The sequence below is a fragment of the Bradyrhizobium manausense genome, from assembly GCF_001440035.1.
GTDB classification, from domain to species: domain Bacteria; phylum Pseudomonadota; class Alphaproteobacteria; order Rhizobiales; family Xanthobacteraceae; genus Bradyrhizobium; species Bradyrhizobium manausense.
On sequence record NZ_LJYG01000081.1, the window covers coordinates 7,827 to 21,463 of the forward strand.

The window sequence follows — 13,637 nt, forward strand, 5'->3', positions numbered from 1 at the left end:
GGCCAAGCCGGTCCGGCAGGATGCGGCCGTCGTCTTTATCGATCTGTCGGATTTCACTGCACTGAGCCAACAGCTCGATCCGGACCAGCTTCAGGACGTTCTGAAGGCGTTTCACGCGCTGATCGACAAGGCCGCGGTCGATTGCGGCGGCATGATCACGAGCTTCCTCGGCGACGGGGCCATGATCCTGTTCGGCCTGCCGCGCGCAATGCCTGACGATGCGGCGCGCGCGCTGAAATGCGCGATCGACCTGCATCGCGGCGTTGCGCGCTGGATCGCATCGCTGCCGCCTGCGATCGGTGCCCGGCTCGGCTTCAAGATCGGCGCGCATTGCGGTCCGATCGTCGCCTCGCGGCTCGGCGAGAGCCATCAGCACATCACGGCCAATGGCGACACCGTCAATCTCGCGAGCCGGCTGATGGAGGTTGCCGCGCAAAACGGCGCGCGGCTCGCCGTCACCGATAAGCTGCTGGACGCTGCCGACTTCCACGGCGCACCCGACGGCGTGCTGTCCGGTCCCCTGCTGACGCAGGTCCGCGGCCGTTCCGGCGTCGTGACCGTCTGGTTCTGGCGCGACCAGCACAGGCCGAGCCAGGCCGCCACACGGGCCGAGATGATCGACTGAACTCCGCTGTCGTTCCGGCGAAGGCCGGGACGACAACGTAGAGAGTAGCCTGCTAGGGCCTGCGCCTGAGCACGCCGAGGCCGCCGAGCAGGCCGCGCGACATCAGCTCGCGGAAGCTGTCATTGACGAGGACCTCATCGACCTGGTCCGAGATCAATTTCACCTCGGCCCCGGTCATGACGTTCGACGTGAACGCGCCGCCCTGCTTCATCGCGTTGAGCACATCCTTGACCAGCGGCGCCCCACCCGACGGAATCTCCGGCGGCTGCCAATCCAGACCCTCGATGACGAAGAGGCCGCCCGGCTTCAGCGCGGGAAACAGCACGCCGAGCGTCAGGTGCTGATGCACCGAGGCGTGCGAGCCGTCGTCGATGATGATGTCGAGCGGCTTCTCCTTGCGCGCGAGCTCTTCCAGCATGCCGCGGTCGCCCTGGTCGAGGCGATGGATCCTGACGCGCGGATGCGAGAACCAGCTGAAATCCTCGATGTCGACGCCGATGATCTCGGCGTTCGGGAAGTAGTCCAGCCACATCTGCAGCGACGGCACCTGATCCCGGGCGCAGCCTTCGACCCGGCCGCGGCACAGGCCGATTTCAAGGATCCTGATAGGCTCGAGCGCCTTCGACCGGAACAGCTCGTGATAGACGCGCGTGTAGTGATGGGCCACATCGCCCTTGCAGGCCGCGCCCTTGTCCGAACCGTATTTCGCCGCGAGCTGCGTCAGCCAGTTCGGCTCGAGCACCAGCTTCTTGAGATAGCCCGCAACGCTCTCTTCGGGGACGGCATCGAAGCGCAAGCCCCGCTCGGCCCACATCCTGCCCCAGAGATGGACACCGGTCACGCGCGGGTCGCTCAGTAACTCGAAGCCCGCACGGCATTCGGCGGCGAACAGCTCCACCTCGCGGCGGTCGATCGCGTTGAAGCTCGTCGGCGGCAGGATCGACGATTGAAGCTCCTCGCCGCCTGCGACGAGCAGATATTCGCTGAGCAGCAACGGTCCCACCGCGCCATATTCGACGCGATTCTCGCTGAACATCCGCTGCAGCGACAGCGCATAGAGGTTGGCCATGTGAACCGAGCCCCTGGGCGCGCGCATCGCATCGCCGACGCAGACATGCCCGTTCTCGACGCCGGACCATTGCGTGGAGAACACGTGCTCCCTGCCGAAATCCAGCGGCTTGACCAGGACGATGTCCGTATCGAGCCACCAGCCGCCGAGCTCGTGAAGAACGGCATAGCGGAAGATGTCGCTCAAATAGCGGATATCGCTGTTCAGGGCGGCATGCTGGTAGATCGCAGCAGGCACGAGGCTTGCCGCATCCACCACCATCACCCCTGAAGGCACGCGCGCCTGCATCGCGGCGACGTTGTCATAGGTGTAAAGCCTGACCGGATGGCCCTGGCGGACCATCGACTGCAGCGACAGGCGCGACATATCGCTCAGCGGCGCGTTCGACCAGAAGCAGTGAATCGGATCGCGCGCCTCACCCGATCTCGCGCGGGTTCGAAGATGCGGATTGAACTCCGCCGTCAGGGTATTCCATTCGTTGCGGGGAACGGAACCGCACTCGCCGAGGAACGGCAGTTTCTGATAGGCCCGCGCGATCAGGAAGCAGAGGCTCGCCTGGTCGGCTTGCCCCACCCTGCTCAAGGCGTTGCCGAAATTCTCCCAGATCGAAGGATCGACGGGATCGAGCGCCACCGCACGCTGAAACGCCTCGAACGCCTGCGCCTGCATCCCCTTGCCCAGCAGCGCCGTTCCGAACGTCGCAAGATAGGTCGCCTTCATCTCGCTCGTGAGGGCACGGCCGGCCCAATTGATGGCGGCATCGTAGTCGCCGTTGAGCAGAGCGACGCCGGCCATCAGATGAAGCAGGCCGGCATGGTTCGCGTCCGAAGCAAGGCCTTCCCGACAACGGGCCGCGGCCTGCTCGAGCTCGCCTGACTTCAGATGTCGAAGGCAGATCTGGTAAACTTCATCGCGCGTCAGCAACGACGGCCCCGTCGAAGTCTCATCAGCCCTTGCGAGAGTGCCATCGTGATAATTCATGGAGAACCTTCCGGATCATGGGACAGCGGGCAGCAACCCGCTTCCCAAATCCTGGGAAGCTCGCCGCATCTCGACTATCCCGCTCGTAGCTTGTTCGAAGCTTGCCTGAAGCTTGACACCGCCTTCGCTTCGCCGCGCCCGCGCGTGGCGAATCAAATGGGCCGTTGATAAGCGTGAGATCGGGCGTCCGATGGCGCATCGAACCAGGGGAAAGAGAGCCCATGAACAGTCGGCTGGATGTCCATGTCGCCGCCTACGAGGGCAAAAGCGTCTACGATTTCGACAACGAGATTTCGTTGACCTGGTATCCGAAGCGCATTGCTCGTGTCGTCAAGGATCCGGGCGCCGTCCTGGACCTCGGGCTGGGACACGGCTTCGCCACCGAACTCTTTTCGGACTGCTGCGAGCGTCATGTGGTTCTTGAAGGCTCCCCCGCAGTCATCCAAAACTTCAAGCTGCGGTTCCCGGAGAACAGAAGCGAGGTCATCGAAACCTACTTCGAGGAGTTCGAGACGGACGAACAATTCGACCTCATTGTCATGGGGTTCATTCTCGAACATGTCGACGATCCGCTTCTGATCTTGAACCGTTTCAGGAACTTTCTGGCCCCCACGGGCACACTCTTTGTGGCGGTCCCCAACGCCGAGGTCATGAACCGAAGGCTCGGACATCTTGCCGGAATGCTGCCGGATATGGAGGCTCTTTCGGAGAACGATCTGGTTCTTGGGCACCAGCGGTACTTTACGGTCGGCTCCCTCACCAAGCTGGTGACCGAAGCCGGCTACAAAATAGAGAGAATGGAAGGCATCTATCTCAAGCCCTTCGCGACTAGCCAGCTCCTGTCGTTGCATCTCGACACCAAGATCATCCAAGCCTTGTGCGAGATGGGCGTTGACTACCCGGAACTGTCCTGCGGGCTACTGGCGCAGCTCACGCCAGACGGTTCGGCGCGATCATGAGGGTGTTGATCGTAGGCCGAACCTCGGCATGCGCGCAGGCGCTGATCCCGCTGCTTCGTGAACGGTACGACGTGCTGACGGCCGGGCGCAGCGGTTGCGATGTCGAGCTGGACCTATGTTCGAACGATGTACAGATTCCCGGCGGGATCGACTGCGTGGTGAATATGGCGGCCGCCTTCGGCGGCAAAGAATTGCCCGACACGCTGCAAGCCATGAATGTCAACGTGCTCGGCCTGATGAAGCTCTGTCACGCCAGCTCCAGGGCCAACGCGAAGCACTTGGTGCATATCTCAAGCATTTTCTCGGATCTCGCCAACGATTCTCCCTTCTCCGGAGCTTACGCCCTTTCAAAAAGGCATTCCGAGGACGTTGCGCGGTTTTGCGGCAGAGAGCTTCGGCTGCCTGTCGCGGTACTCAAACCCTCCCAGATCTATGGCGTGGGAGAGTCGTTTCGAAAACATCAGCCTTTCCTCTACACCATGATGGACAAGGCCGAGAGAAACGAAGACATCGACATCTTCGGCTCGAATGACCCTCTGAGAAACTTCATTCACACTGACGACGTGGCCAAGATTCTCTCGGCCGTCATTGCGATGCGGATCGAGGGCATCTATCGCTGCGTGAATCCCGACAACGTCAGATATTCGCAGATTGCGGCGGCGGCGATTACGGCTTTTGAAAGCAAGAGCAAGGTCAGGTTCCTGAGGGATAAGCCCGACATCCCGGACAACGGCTTTTCTTGCGACGACACGTTGTTCCGGATGATCGATTATCTTCCCCGCATATCCACTGAGCAAGGCATGCAGATGGAAGCGGCTCATCGAAGGCCGGCATCGTGACGACAGTCCTGGTTTCCGGCGCCGCCGGAATCGTCGGCTACGGAATCCTGCGCTCCCTCAGACTGTCGAAGCGACCGATGACGCTCATCGGCACCTCGATCTATGCCGACTCGGTCGCGCCGGGATTTTGCGACATCTTTGAGATCGTCCCCAGGACCGATGCGCCTGACTACATCGACCGGCTTGCCGCGCTGCTGCGCAAACATCGGGTCGACGTCGCATTCCCCGGCATCGATGCCGACATGTACAAATGGGCAGATCACGTCGCCGAACTTGAAGCGACCGGAACCCGGGTCGTTCTCAATTCGCGCGAGCTGATTTCCCTCTGCTCCGACAAATGGGCCTTCTACCAGCGGCAGCAGGAATTGATGCCGCGCTACGCGATCCCGAGCTATCTGGACATCGACTTCGATGTCCTCAAGGCGAATTGCGGCTTGCCATTCCTGCTGAAGCCTCGCCGCGGCTTTGGCTCCAAGGGCATCGTGACGGTCGAGACTGCGGAGCAGCTTGCCAGGATTGCTCCCGCGACAAAGACAATTTTGATGGCCCAACCCATTGTCGGACGAGACGACGAGGAATTTACCGTCTCCGCGTTCTGCGACGGACAAGGGGGCTTTTCCGCCTGCATGGCGCTTCGCCGAAAACTCTCCAAGGATGGATTCACGGAAAAGGCCGAGGTCGTCGACCACGCCGAGTTCTCCGACGCGATCCGGGATCTGAGCAAGGCGTTTTCGCCAATCGGGCCAACCAATTTCCAGTTCCGCAAGACTGACACGGGCCTGAAGCTGCTCGAGATCAATCCGAGGATTTCGTCATCGACGTCGATCCGCGCCGCCTTTGGCTACAACGAGGCGCTCATGGCGGTCGACATGGCCATCGAGCAACGACTGCCGGTGCAACCGGACATCAGGCGCGGCAGAGCCGTCCGCTATACCGAGGATTTGATCTTCCATGACCATAGCGTTCATCTCTGACATCCACGGAAATTTCGAGGCGCTGAAAGCGGTTCTTGCCGAGATCGACCGCATGCGCGTCGCGGAGATCGTCTGCGTTGGCGACGTGGTCGGCTATTATTCCCAGGTGAACGAATGCTGCGATGAGCTGAGGAGGCGCGGCATCCCAAGCGTTCTCGGCAACCATGACTGGTATCTCGGCTACGGCGGGTTCTGCACCAGATCCAGGAGCGTAAACGAATGTCTGGTCTATCAGCGGAAGGTCATCACGTCCGAAAACGTGAACTGGCTGAGGGCCTTTCACCTGCAAATGCAAATGGACACTGTCCGGATCGTCCACGCCGGCTGGAGCGATCCGATCGACGAGTACCTGACCAATCCGAGCGAGGACTATTTCGCGCGCCTGTCCGGCACACATTTCGTAAGCGGTCATACCCACGTGCAAAGCATCCACCGCTTCGGCGGAAAGACCTATTGCAACCCGGGATCCGTCGGACAGCCGCGCGACGGCGATCCACGAGCCGCGTTCGCAACCTTCGACGGCGAGACCTTCGCGCTGCACCGGGTCGCGTACGACATGCAAAAGGTCTTTGACCGGATGGAGGCCGCGGGATTCCACGACTACTACTATGGCGGACTGAAGACTGGCGCGAAGAATCTCAGGCGGCTCGCAGATTGACCCTCGCGAACCTGGCGTTGTCCGCTCCTCTCATCAACATGAAAACGTGCGAGCACAAATCATGACATCAAACGACCTAGAGGACGCGCAGAACTTTACCTATGCTGCCCGGGACGAAGTGGCCGCTTACAGCCGGCTGCAGGAGCTGATGAAGACCTCGCCGCTGCCTCCGCGTGAATTCCACGCAAATCTCGGCCTGTTCCTCAATCGCCCGTCGCTGGCACGCATCCTCTTCATGCATGACCTTTATTCGATGACCCTGCGCACCCATGGCGTCATCATGGAATTCGGCGTTCGCTGGGGCCAGAACATGGCGCTGTTCACGACGATGCGCCACATCTACGAACCCTACAACATGAGCCGCAAGGTTGTTGGCTTCGATACGGTCGAGGGCTTCCCGTCGGTGGCGCCCCAGGACGGCGATTTCGACGGGCTGAAGGTCGGCGGGCTCAGCGTCACGCCCAATTACGAAGACGTGCTGGCAGACATCCTGTCGGCGCAGGAGAAACTCGCGCCGCGCAGCCACCTCCGCAAGTTCGAGTTGATCAAGGGTGACGTGACCGAGACCCTTCCCGCGTATCTTGAGAAGCACCCCGAGACGATCATCTCGCTGGCCTATTTCGACCTCGATCTCTACGAACCGACGAAGAAATGCCTCGAGCTCATTCGCCCCTATCTGGCCAAGAACAGCATCGTCGGGTTTGACGAGCTGGTCCTCGCCGAGAATCCGGGCGAAACTCTGGCGCTGCGCGAAGCATGGGGCACCCAGGGCTATCGCATCTGCCGCAGCACGATCTCGCCGCAGCAGAGTTACGTCGTGTTCGAATGAGGCGTCGATCTCGACGCCTGGTCGTTTTCGGATCGACGCACCTTGACGGCCTACGCGTCCTGTTCAACCAGATCGTAATTTTCGGCGATGATCTCGCTCAACTTCGACACCGGGTTGAACATCAAGAGATCGACGATCGACAGATATGGCACATGGGGCTGCCCGAACTGCTCATAGGGAAACGGCCTGGATCGCAGCGCCCTGAATTCGATCCCGCGGGCCCTGAAAGCATCGGCATCATAGAGCTCCAGGCCGCCGATCGCGTTGATGTACTTTTGCGTGCCTTCCGCTTCGCACAATGCGAGCACCCTGTCCTGGAACTTGAGGGAATGATCGATCGGCACCTCGGACGAAATCTTGAAGGCGGTCTTCAAACCGAGATGCGCGCAGGTCATCCGCAGCGAATTGAAGAGATAGCGAAATAGATTTGGATCTTGAAAGCCGACAATCTCTTCCAGAAGCGGGAAGGTCTGCTTGAAGAAGGGAGCAGTTCTATAGGCCCCCCGCCATTGATTAAGCAGCTTTGGACGGTCGAACTCGGCCGCCAACTCCCTGTCGCGAATATCAAGCGCGTCCGAGGCCTTCTTCAACGGCAGCGAGAACAACGCGTCTTTGCCGTTGACCAGCATCCGGTTGCGATTGACCCAGCCCTTTTTTACATATTTGACGTTATCGTAGACGATGAAGAGATCGACCGCACCGATGAGCTGATAGTAGCCGATATAGGGCAGAAAATACGGCTGCATGATCGCGAGTTTCATCGTGTGACGCCCTGCTGGCCCCAAACGCGCGCATCGTGGGTATAGGTCGTCGACGTCGCATTGTTGTTGCGCGGCACCACAAGCGGCGCGAAACAGGCATACGCCTGCATGAAGCGATAGACGCTGTTTCCCATCCCGTCCAACCCGGTCGTCGGTAGCATGCGATTGCCGAGCGCCTCGATTTGAACCGGCCGATTATCCATCGGATAGCACAGCTCCAGGAGCCTGGTCGCTCCGGCCGGAGATATCAGGTTTCCGGCTGGCCCGAAGCAAGTGTTCAGCCGGAGCGCGGCAACCTGGGAATTCGCGCTCTGGAAAGCGGCATCACTCCGGTCGTCCGGATGCGCAGGCCGAAAGACCATCATCGACTTCATGCCCTGCGCAAGCTCGAGATCGAGCACTGAATCCGTATTGTATCCGAGCACCAGGAGGTCCCAGTTTCCAAGAGTCGGAAGCAAATTCTCCAGACGCGCGATGATGTCGTGGCGGATGGTACAATCGTCCTCGAAGACAAGGGCGGGTTCGTTCTGCGCGGCGATCCAGTTCAATATCCGCCACAGCGACGCGGCGCCGCCAACGGCTCCCCTGGTGAACTGCGAACCGGGCGCGACAAGCCGCATCGCCATCACCTCCTGATCGGTCAGATCCAGACCATTCGTCGCGGGGAAACGCTCGAAGGCGATTCCGCAGTCTGCATTCCGCTTCACGAAGTTTTCGAATTTCTCTGGATGGCGATCGAGGTTGATGACGAAGTTCTTCATTTGCCAAAAAGCCCGTTAGCGGATGGACGCCGGAGAGCGCCACTAGAATATTGATTCGCCAGCCGCGGCTAGTGCAAACGCGCCTGTCAATCGCGGACCCCGTCGCGCACGAATGCTCCACGCAAGTCTCGACCTATATCGATAAGCCGTCACAAACTTGCATCGACAATCAGGACTCGAGATGACTGCCGCAGTCCCGCTTGAATCTCTCACGCCGCTGGCCCGGAGTCCGCTTCATATCGTGCGTCCCAGCTTTCCGAGAACCGAACAGTTCTTGGCCGCTTTCGAGACAGCGCTGGAGACCGGCCAGGTCACGAACAATTCCCGCTGGGTCGTCGAATTCGAGAGGCGCTTGAGCGAGTATCTGGGCGTCCCGACGCTGGTTTTCTGCAACGGCCAGATCGGGATGATGACCATGCTGAGGGCCGCGGGGATCACCGGCGGCGAAGTGATCGTGCCGTCGTTCACGTTCAGCGCAACACCGCATGCCATCAAATGGGTCGGCGCCGAACCGGTCTTTGCCGATATTCTCGACGACCAGACCATGCGTCTCGACCCTGATGATGTCGAGCGCAGGATCACGGAGCGAACCGTCGCCGTCCTCGCCGTCGACGCTTATGGGATCCCCAGCGATTATGCTTCGCTGGCCCGGATAGCCGAACGCCACAAGCTGAAATTTCTGGTCGATAGCGCCCCCTCCTTCGGAACGCGCATCAACGGGCAGCTGGTGGGAGGGTGCGCAGACGCGCAGATGTTCAGCTTCCACGCCACCAAGGCCTTCGCGACGATGGAAGGCGGCTGCGTCTGCAGCCACGATGCGGACTTGCTCGCGCGCGTCAAGGCGATGCGGAACTTCGGGCAAGTGGACGGCGCTGATTGTCACGAGCCGGGCCTGAACGGGAAAATGCTGGAGATAGCGGCCCTCATCGGCCTCGAGCAACTCAAGACGTTCGAGCAGGCCATTGCGACACGCCGACAGGCTGTCGAGCGCATGCGGACCGGGCTTTCCAAGATTCCAGGTTTGCGCGTGGGGCGAGAGCCAGCAGGCGCGCAAACGAACTGGCTCTATCTTCCTGTCGTCGTCGACGCCAGTGAGTTCGGGCTCGACCGGGATGCGCTGGCGTCGGCGCTCGAGACGCACAATGTGTTCGTCCGCAAATATTACAGCCCGCCCTGCCACCAAATGACGGCCTACACGACGCAGAGGGACGTGAATTTGCCGGTGACGGAAAGGGTCGCTTACAACGTCATCGCGCTTCCGGTCTACAACGACATGACCGACGAAGAATGCGATCTCGTCGTTTCCGCCATCCGGTACGCGCGCCGACAGGCGCAAAACAGACCGAAGCCTTAGTCGCAGAGCAGCAACCGACCCGAGACCCTCAAGAACATAGAAGTCTAGGACATGCAGAAAGTTCTCGTCACTGGAGCCGGAGGCTATATCGGCATTCCTCTGTGCCAGATGCTGGCGCAAAAGGGCTATTCGGTGACAGCGCTCGATCGATGCTTTTTCGGCCGAGATCGATTCACGCAGGCGGCTTCTCACCCGAATATCAAGATGCTCGTCGACGACATCCGCACCGTCGACCCCCAGCAGTTCGAGGGGATGGACGCCGTCATCGATCTGGCCGGACTGAGCAACGACGCCTCTGCCGAAATCGACCCCGAGCTGACGGTCTCGATCAATCACCAGGGCGGCGTTCGCCTGGCTCGCGCGGCCAAGCGGGCCGGCGTGCGCCGCTATGTCTATTCGAGCTCGGCGTCGGTCTACGGCCACGGCCAGGAAGTGTCGCTCAACGAGCACGCCGTCTGTCGCCCGCAGACGCTTTATGCCGAAAGCAAGCTTCACGTCGAGGACGAGCTGCGCAAGCTGCAAAGCGACACGTTCGAAACGGTCATTTTGCGCAACAGCACGGTGTTCGGCCTGGCTCCGCGCATGCGCTTCGATCTCGCCATCAACGTCATGACGCTCCGCGCCTGGAAGGAGCGGGTGATCTACGTCATGGGAGGCGGCGAGCAGTGGCGGCCGTTCATCCACGTTCATGATGTCTGCCGCGCCCTCATGATGGGCATCGAGAGCGAAGCGTCGGTCGTATCAGGGGAAACGTTCAACGTCGGCAGTGACGATCTCAACTACCAGATCAAGCAGCTCGCGAACTTCGTCAAGGACATCATTCCGAACATCGTCACCCACACGATCCCGGATGCGACGGACAAGCGAACCTATAATCTGTCCTTTGCCAAGATCATCCAGCGCCTGAAATTCGATCCATCCTCCCGCGTCCATGAAGGCATCGTGGAGATCAAGCAGGCGCTGGAGCGGGGCACGGTCAGTGGCGACGATCCCACCACCCATACGCTGGGATGGTACCGGTCCCTGATCGACTGGGAAAAGCGGATCAAGGAGTTGTCGTTCAACGGCAAGATCTTGTGATCGCTCAGGGCACAAGTTCAGGCGGCGGCGAGCGGTCGAGCACGTCGCCCTTAGGCCGCTCAAGCAGATCGATACCATAGGTCTCGACCACGAGCGGCCCGCGCTTGCGCTGCAGCTCGGCGACACGCGTCACTTGCGTGAAGAGGTCGTTGAGGAAGGGATGGCCTCCGGGCCTGATCTCGTCGACATAGAGCAGCTTGCCCGCGAGCAGCTTCGGATCGGGCTCGGGCATGTTGACCCAGCGAATGCGCTGGTTCTGCTGCACCACGCAAGCCCCGCGCGGCAGATAGAAGGCGAGCCAGCCCGTGGTGCCGTAGTCAGGCGTGAGCACGCAGGTTGCGCCATTGCGGACGCGTTCGGCTTCGATATTGGCTGCGAGCTCGCGCCAGCCGACGCCGACGCTGCGCACGGTCGCGTCGCGGCGATAGCCTGAAAGCCAGCCGGTATTGGCCTGCAGGATCAGCGCGGCAAACATCACGATGCCAACAGGCGCGGCCCAGCGCAGGCAGAAATCCACCAGGCGGCGCGCCCGCGGCTTCCACTGTGCAAGGCTGGCGGCGGCCGCGGCGGCGACAATGAACGGAGGATAAACCGGCGCAAACCAGTTGGCCTCGACGCGGGCATGGAGCGAATGCCAGACGAAATAGACCACAATGGTCCAGAACATCGTCTCGATCAGCACGCGCGAGGCCAGCGCGCCGGCCCGGCGCCAGGTCAGCGCATGCAGACCCATCGCACCGAGGATGAAGACCAGTGGCGTTGCGAAAGCGATCTGGGTCGGGATCAACTCGGCAATGAAGACCGGGCGGAAATCCTCGATCCTGGCGCGCCCGAGCTGCTTGACGAACGAGACCCAATGATGATCCGCATTCCACAGGATCACCGGTGAGAACAGCGCCAGCGCGACGAGGCCGCCGAGATAGGGCCAGGGCGAGAGGAACCAGCGCCGCAGCTTCGGCACCGCCGCAAGCCAGATCAGGATCGCAGCACCGAAGAACATCGCGGTGTACTTTGACAGCAGCGCCGCGCCGACGGCAGCGCCGACTGCCAGCCACCAGGCACCGCGGCCGGTCTCGAGCACCTTGGCGAGGAAGAACAGCACGAAGCTCGAGGCAACCAGCAGCGGCGCATCCGGCGTCACGATCAGCGTGCCGACCGACGCCATCATGGTGACGTTGAGCAGGATGGCGCTGGTCGCCGCCACGCGCGCACCGCCAAACAGGATCGCGGCGGTGCGATAGATCGCATAGCTCATCGGCAGCGCGAGCAAGATCGAGACCAGGCGGACGCCCAACTCGGTATCGCCGGCGATCATGGTGCCGGCGCGGATCACGTAAGCCACCATCGGCGGGTGGTCGTAATACCCCCCCGCGAGGTTCTTCGACCACATCCAGTAATAGGCTTCGTCGAAGGTGATCGGGGTATACGCGGCCGCAACCAGCCGCAGGGCGACCAGCGCAAGGATCACCAGCGCCGTGTTGCGGACGATCCGCGCGTCAGCCCCGCCCATAGCGGCGCACTATTTCTTGCGCCAGACGAACAGTCCGGACATCGCATAGTTCCACACCACGCCCATCAGTGCGCCGGCAAGGCCCGCCAACCACCAGATCGGCTCCTGATCGTAGACCGAGAAGGCGACGCCGACATTGGCGAGCAGGCCGACGCTGCAGACGATGTAGAACATGATCAGGCCGCGCAGGATCGCAAAACCCTTCAGCCGCTGGTCGCGATAGGTGAGGAAGTTGTTCATGATGAAATTGCTGGTCATGGCGACGATCGCGCCGGCGGCCTGCGCCTCCGCGAACGACACCTTGATCAGCTGAAGCGCGATGAACAGCGTGGCGAGATGCACGATGAGGCCGATGCCGCCGACCATCGCGAACAGGATGAAGCGCAGCGAGACGATGTCGTTGGTCAGCTTTGCCAGGACGAGGCCAAGGAAGTCCAGCGCGACCATCGAATCGAGCTTGCTCTCGCCGTGCTGGCGGGCGCCGAAGGTGTAGGGAATTTCGACGGCGCGCAAATTGCCGTGCGCGGTGGCAACGAGGTCGAGCAGGATCTTGAAGCCGTGCACCGACAGTTTCGGCGCCAATTGCTCGAAACGGTCGCGGCGGACCATGAAGAAGCCGCTCATGGGATCGGCGATCTCGACCCGGAGCATCTTCCTGGCGACTTCGGTCGCCAGCGCGCTGGCGCCGGCGCGCTTTTTGTTGAAACCTTCGCTCTTGTAACCCTCGATGTAGCGGCTGCCGACGACGAGGTCGGCCTTGTCGCTTGCGAGCAGCAGCAGCATCTTCGGCAGCTGCGTCTCGTCGTGCTGGAGGTCGGCATCGATCACGGCCGCATAAGGCGCGCTCGAGGCCAGGATGCCCTCGATGCAGGCGCCGGAGAGGCCGCGGCGGCCGATACGGCGGATGCAGCGCACGCGGCTGTCTTTCTGCGCCAGCTCGCGCACGACGTCCCAGGTGCCATCGGGCGAATTGTCGTCGACGAACACGACCTCCCAGGCGACGTTAACGAGCGTCGCCTCCAGGCGCCGGTACAGCACGGTGACGTTGTCGCGCTCGTTGAAGGTCGGGACGATAACCGACAGTTCGGGCCCCTCTTGGGCCTGGCTGTGGGCGTCCGGTCTGATCGCTTCATTCATGACGGCAGCGTATATCCGCCGCGTCCAGCGATGCCAAGTTCTTGGGCTACAAGTTCTTAGGCTACGAGTTCTTGGGCTACAAGCCGAGGTTTTTCAGGGA

At 61.3% G+C, this 13,637-nt stretch carries 13 protein-coding genes; 8 read left to right on the forward strand and 5 right to left on the reverse strand.

Features of this window, described 5'->3' with window-relative positions; genetic code table 11:
• Nucleotides 1-625 (forward strand): adenylate/guanylate cyclase domain-containing protein (locus AOQ71_RS48090; protein ID WP_245316974.1); only part of this gene is annotated, 625 nt, incomplete at its 5' end.
• Nucleotides 626-677: 52 nt separating this feature from the next.
• Here AOQ71_RS48090 and AOQ71_RS18160 read toward each other — a convergent pair.
• Nucleotides 678-2,675: a glycosyltransferase gene (locus AOQ71_RS18160; RefSeq protein WP_057748766.1), complete on the reverse strand. Its 1,998-nt coding sequence runs from the start codon at nucleotides 2,673-2,675 to the stop codon at nucleotides 678-680.
• Between the two features lie 221 nt (nucleotides 2,676-2,896).
• Between AOQ71_RS18160 and AOQ71_RS18165 the strand changes: the two genes are divergently transcribed.
• The 5 genes from AOQ71_RS18165 to AOQ71_RS18185 all read left to right on the forward strand — a co-directional run bounded on the left by AOQ71_RS18165 (nucleotide 2,897) and on the right by AOQ71_RS18185 (nucleotide 6,934).
• Nucleotides 2,897-3,634 carry a class I SAM-dependent methyltransferase gene (locus AOQ71_RS18165; protein WP_057748769.1) on the forward strand — a complete coding sequence of 246 codons (738 nt, stop codon included), beginning with the start codon at nucleotides 2,897-2,899 and terminating at the stop codon, nucleotides 3,632-3,634.
• A complete protein-coding gene (locus tag AOQ71_RS18170) occupies nucleotides 3,631-4,473 on the forward strand; it encodes an NAD-dependent epimerase/dehydratase family protein (RefSeq protein ID WP_057748772.1) in 843 nt (280 codons plus the stop codon). Before AOQ71_RS18165 ends, AOQ71_RS18170 begins: the two co-directional genes overlap by 4 nt.
• Nucleotides 4,470-5,447, forward strand: a complete 978-nt coding sequence (locus tag AOQ71_RS18175; RefSeq protein WP_057748775.1) for an ATP-grasp domain-containing protein — start codon at nucleotides 4,470-4,472, stop codon at nucleotides 5,445-5,447. Before AOQ71_RS18170 ends, AOQ71_RS18175 begins: the two co-directional genes overlap by 4 nt.
• Nucleotides 5,425-6,105 carry a metallophosphoesterase family protein gene (locus tag AOQ71_RS18180; protein WP_057748778.1) on the forward strand — a complete coding sequence of 227 codons (681 nt, stop codon included), beginning with the start codon at nucleotides 5,425-5,427 and terminating at the stop codon, nucleotides 6,103-6,105. The genes AOQ71_RS18175 and AOQ71_RS18180 overlap by 23 nt, the downstream gene beginning before the upstream one ends.
• Nucleotides 6,106-6,166: 61 nt before the next feature.
• Nucleotides 6,167-6,934, forward strand: coding sequence for a class I SAM-dependent methyltransferase (locus tag AOQ71_RS18185; RefSeq protein WP_057748781.1), 768 nt, complete (start codon nucleotides 6,167-6,169; stop codon nucleotides 6,932-6,934).
• A gap of 50 nt (nucleotides 6,935-6,984) precedes the next feature.
• Here AOQ71_RS18185 and AOQ71_RS18190 read toward each other — a convergent pair whose 3' ends face one another.
• Both AOQ71_RS18190 and AOQ71_RS18195 read right to left on the reverse strand, forming a co-directional pair.
• On the reverse strand, nucleotides 6,985-7,695 hold the full coding sequence (locus AOQ71_RS18190; protein ID WP_057748784.1) for a WbqC family protein: 711 nt from the start codon (nucleotides 7,693-7,695) through the stop codon (nucleotides 6,985-6,987).
• Entirely contained in the window at nucleotides 7,692-8,456 is a 765-nt protein-coding gene (locus AOQ71_RS18195; RefSeq protein ID WP_057748787.1) for a glycosyltransferase family 25 protein, read from the reverse strand. The genes AOQ71_RS18190 and AOQ71_RS18195 overlap by 4 nt, the downstream gene beginning before the upstream one ends.
• Before the next feature lie 181 nt (nucleotides 8,457-8,637).
• On the opposite strand from AOQ71_RS18195, the gene AOQ71_RS18200 reads away from it, so the two are divergent.
• Together AOQ71_RS18200 and AOQ71_RS18205 are read left to right on the forward strand one after the other, a co-directional pair.
• Complete coding sequence (locus tag AOQ71_RS18200; RefSeq protein WP_083514300.1) at nucleotides 8,638-9,810, forward strand: DegT/DnrJ/EryC1/StrS family aminotransferase; 1,173 nt, start codon at nucleotides 8,638-8,640, stop codon at nucleotides 9,808-9,810.
• Between the two features lie 51 nt (nucleotides 9,811-9,861).
• On the forward strand, nucleotides 9,862-10,890 hold the full coding sequence (locus tag AOQ71_RS18205) for an NAD-dependent epimerase/dehydratase family protein (protein ID WP_063958260.1): 1,029 nt from the start codon (nucleotides 9,862-9,864) through the stop codon (nucleotides 10,888-10,890).
• 4 nt (nucleotides 10,891-10,894) lie between these two features.
• Here AOQ71_RS18205 and AOQ71_RS18210 read toward each other — a convergent pair whose 3' ends face one another.
• Together AOQ71_RS18210 and AOQ71_RS18215 are read right to left on the reverse strand one after the other, a co-directional pair.
• Nucleotides 10,895-12,400, reverse strand: coding sequence for a glycosyltransferase family 39 protein (locus AOQ71_RS18210; RefSeq protein ID WP_057748798.1), 1,506 nt, complete (start codon nucleotides 12,398-12,400; stop codon nucleotides 10,895-10,897).
• A gap of 9 nt (nucleotides 12,401-12,409) precedes the next feature.
• Nucleotides 12,410-13,537 carry a glycosyltransferase family 2 protein gene (locus AOQ71_RS18215; RefSeq protein WP_057748801.1) on the reverse strand — a complete coding sequence of 376 codons (1,128 nt, stop codon included), beginning with the start codon at nucleotides 13,535-13,537 and terminating at the stop codon, nucleotides 12,410-12,412.
• Nucleotides 13,538-13,637 lie beyond the last annotated feature (100 nt).

Excerpts from the sequence above, each read along its gene's own strand:
- AOQ71_RS18210 (WP_057748798.1), bottom strand. The coding sequence starts at position 12,400 with ATGGGCGGGGCTGACGCGCGGATCGTCCGCAACACGGCGCTGGTGATC.
- AOQ71_RS18180 (WP_057748778.1), top strand. The coding sequence starts at position 5,425 with ATGACCATAGCGTTCATCTCTGACATCCACGGAAATTTCGAGGCGCTG.
- AOQ71_RS18200 (WP_083514300.1), top strand. The coding sequence starts at position 8,638 with ATGACTGCCGCAGTCCCGCTTGAATCTCTCACGCCGCTGGCCCGGAGT.
- AOQ71_RS18205 (WP_063958260.1), top strand. The coding sequence starts at position 9,862 with ATGCAGAAAGTTCTCGTCACTGGAGCCGGAGGCTATATCGGCATTCCT.
- AOQ71_RS18160 (WP_057748766.1), bottom strand. The coding sequence starts at position 2,675 with ATGAATTATCACGATGGCACTCTCGCAAGGGCTGATGAGACTTCGACG.
- AOQ71_RS18195 (WP_057748787.1), bottom strand. The coding sequence starts at position 8,456 with ATGAAGAACTTCGTCATCAACCTCGATCGCCATCCAGAGAAATTCGAA.
- AOQ71_RS18215 (WP_057748801.1), bottom strand. The coding sequence starts at position 13,537 with ATGAATGAAGCGATCAGACCGGACGCCCACAGCCAGGCCCAAGAGGGG.
- AOQ71_RS18185 (WP_057748781.1), top strand. The coding sequence starts at position 6,167 with ATGACATCAAACGACCTAGAGGACGCGCAGAACTTTACCTATGCTGCC.
- AOQ71_RS18190 (WP_057748784.1), bottom strand. The coding sequence starts at position 7,695 with ATGAAACTCGCGATCATGCAGCCGTATTTTCTGCCCTATATCGGCTAC.
- AOQ71_RS18170 (WP_057748772.1), top strand. The coding sequence starts at position 3,631 with ATGAGGGTGTTGATCGTAGGCCGAACCTCGGCATGCGCGCAGGCGCTG.
- AOQ71_RS18165 (WP_057748769.1), top strand. The coding sequence starts at position 2,897 with ATGAACAGTCGGCTGGATGTCCATGTCGCCGCCTACGAGGGCAAAAGC.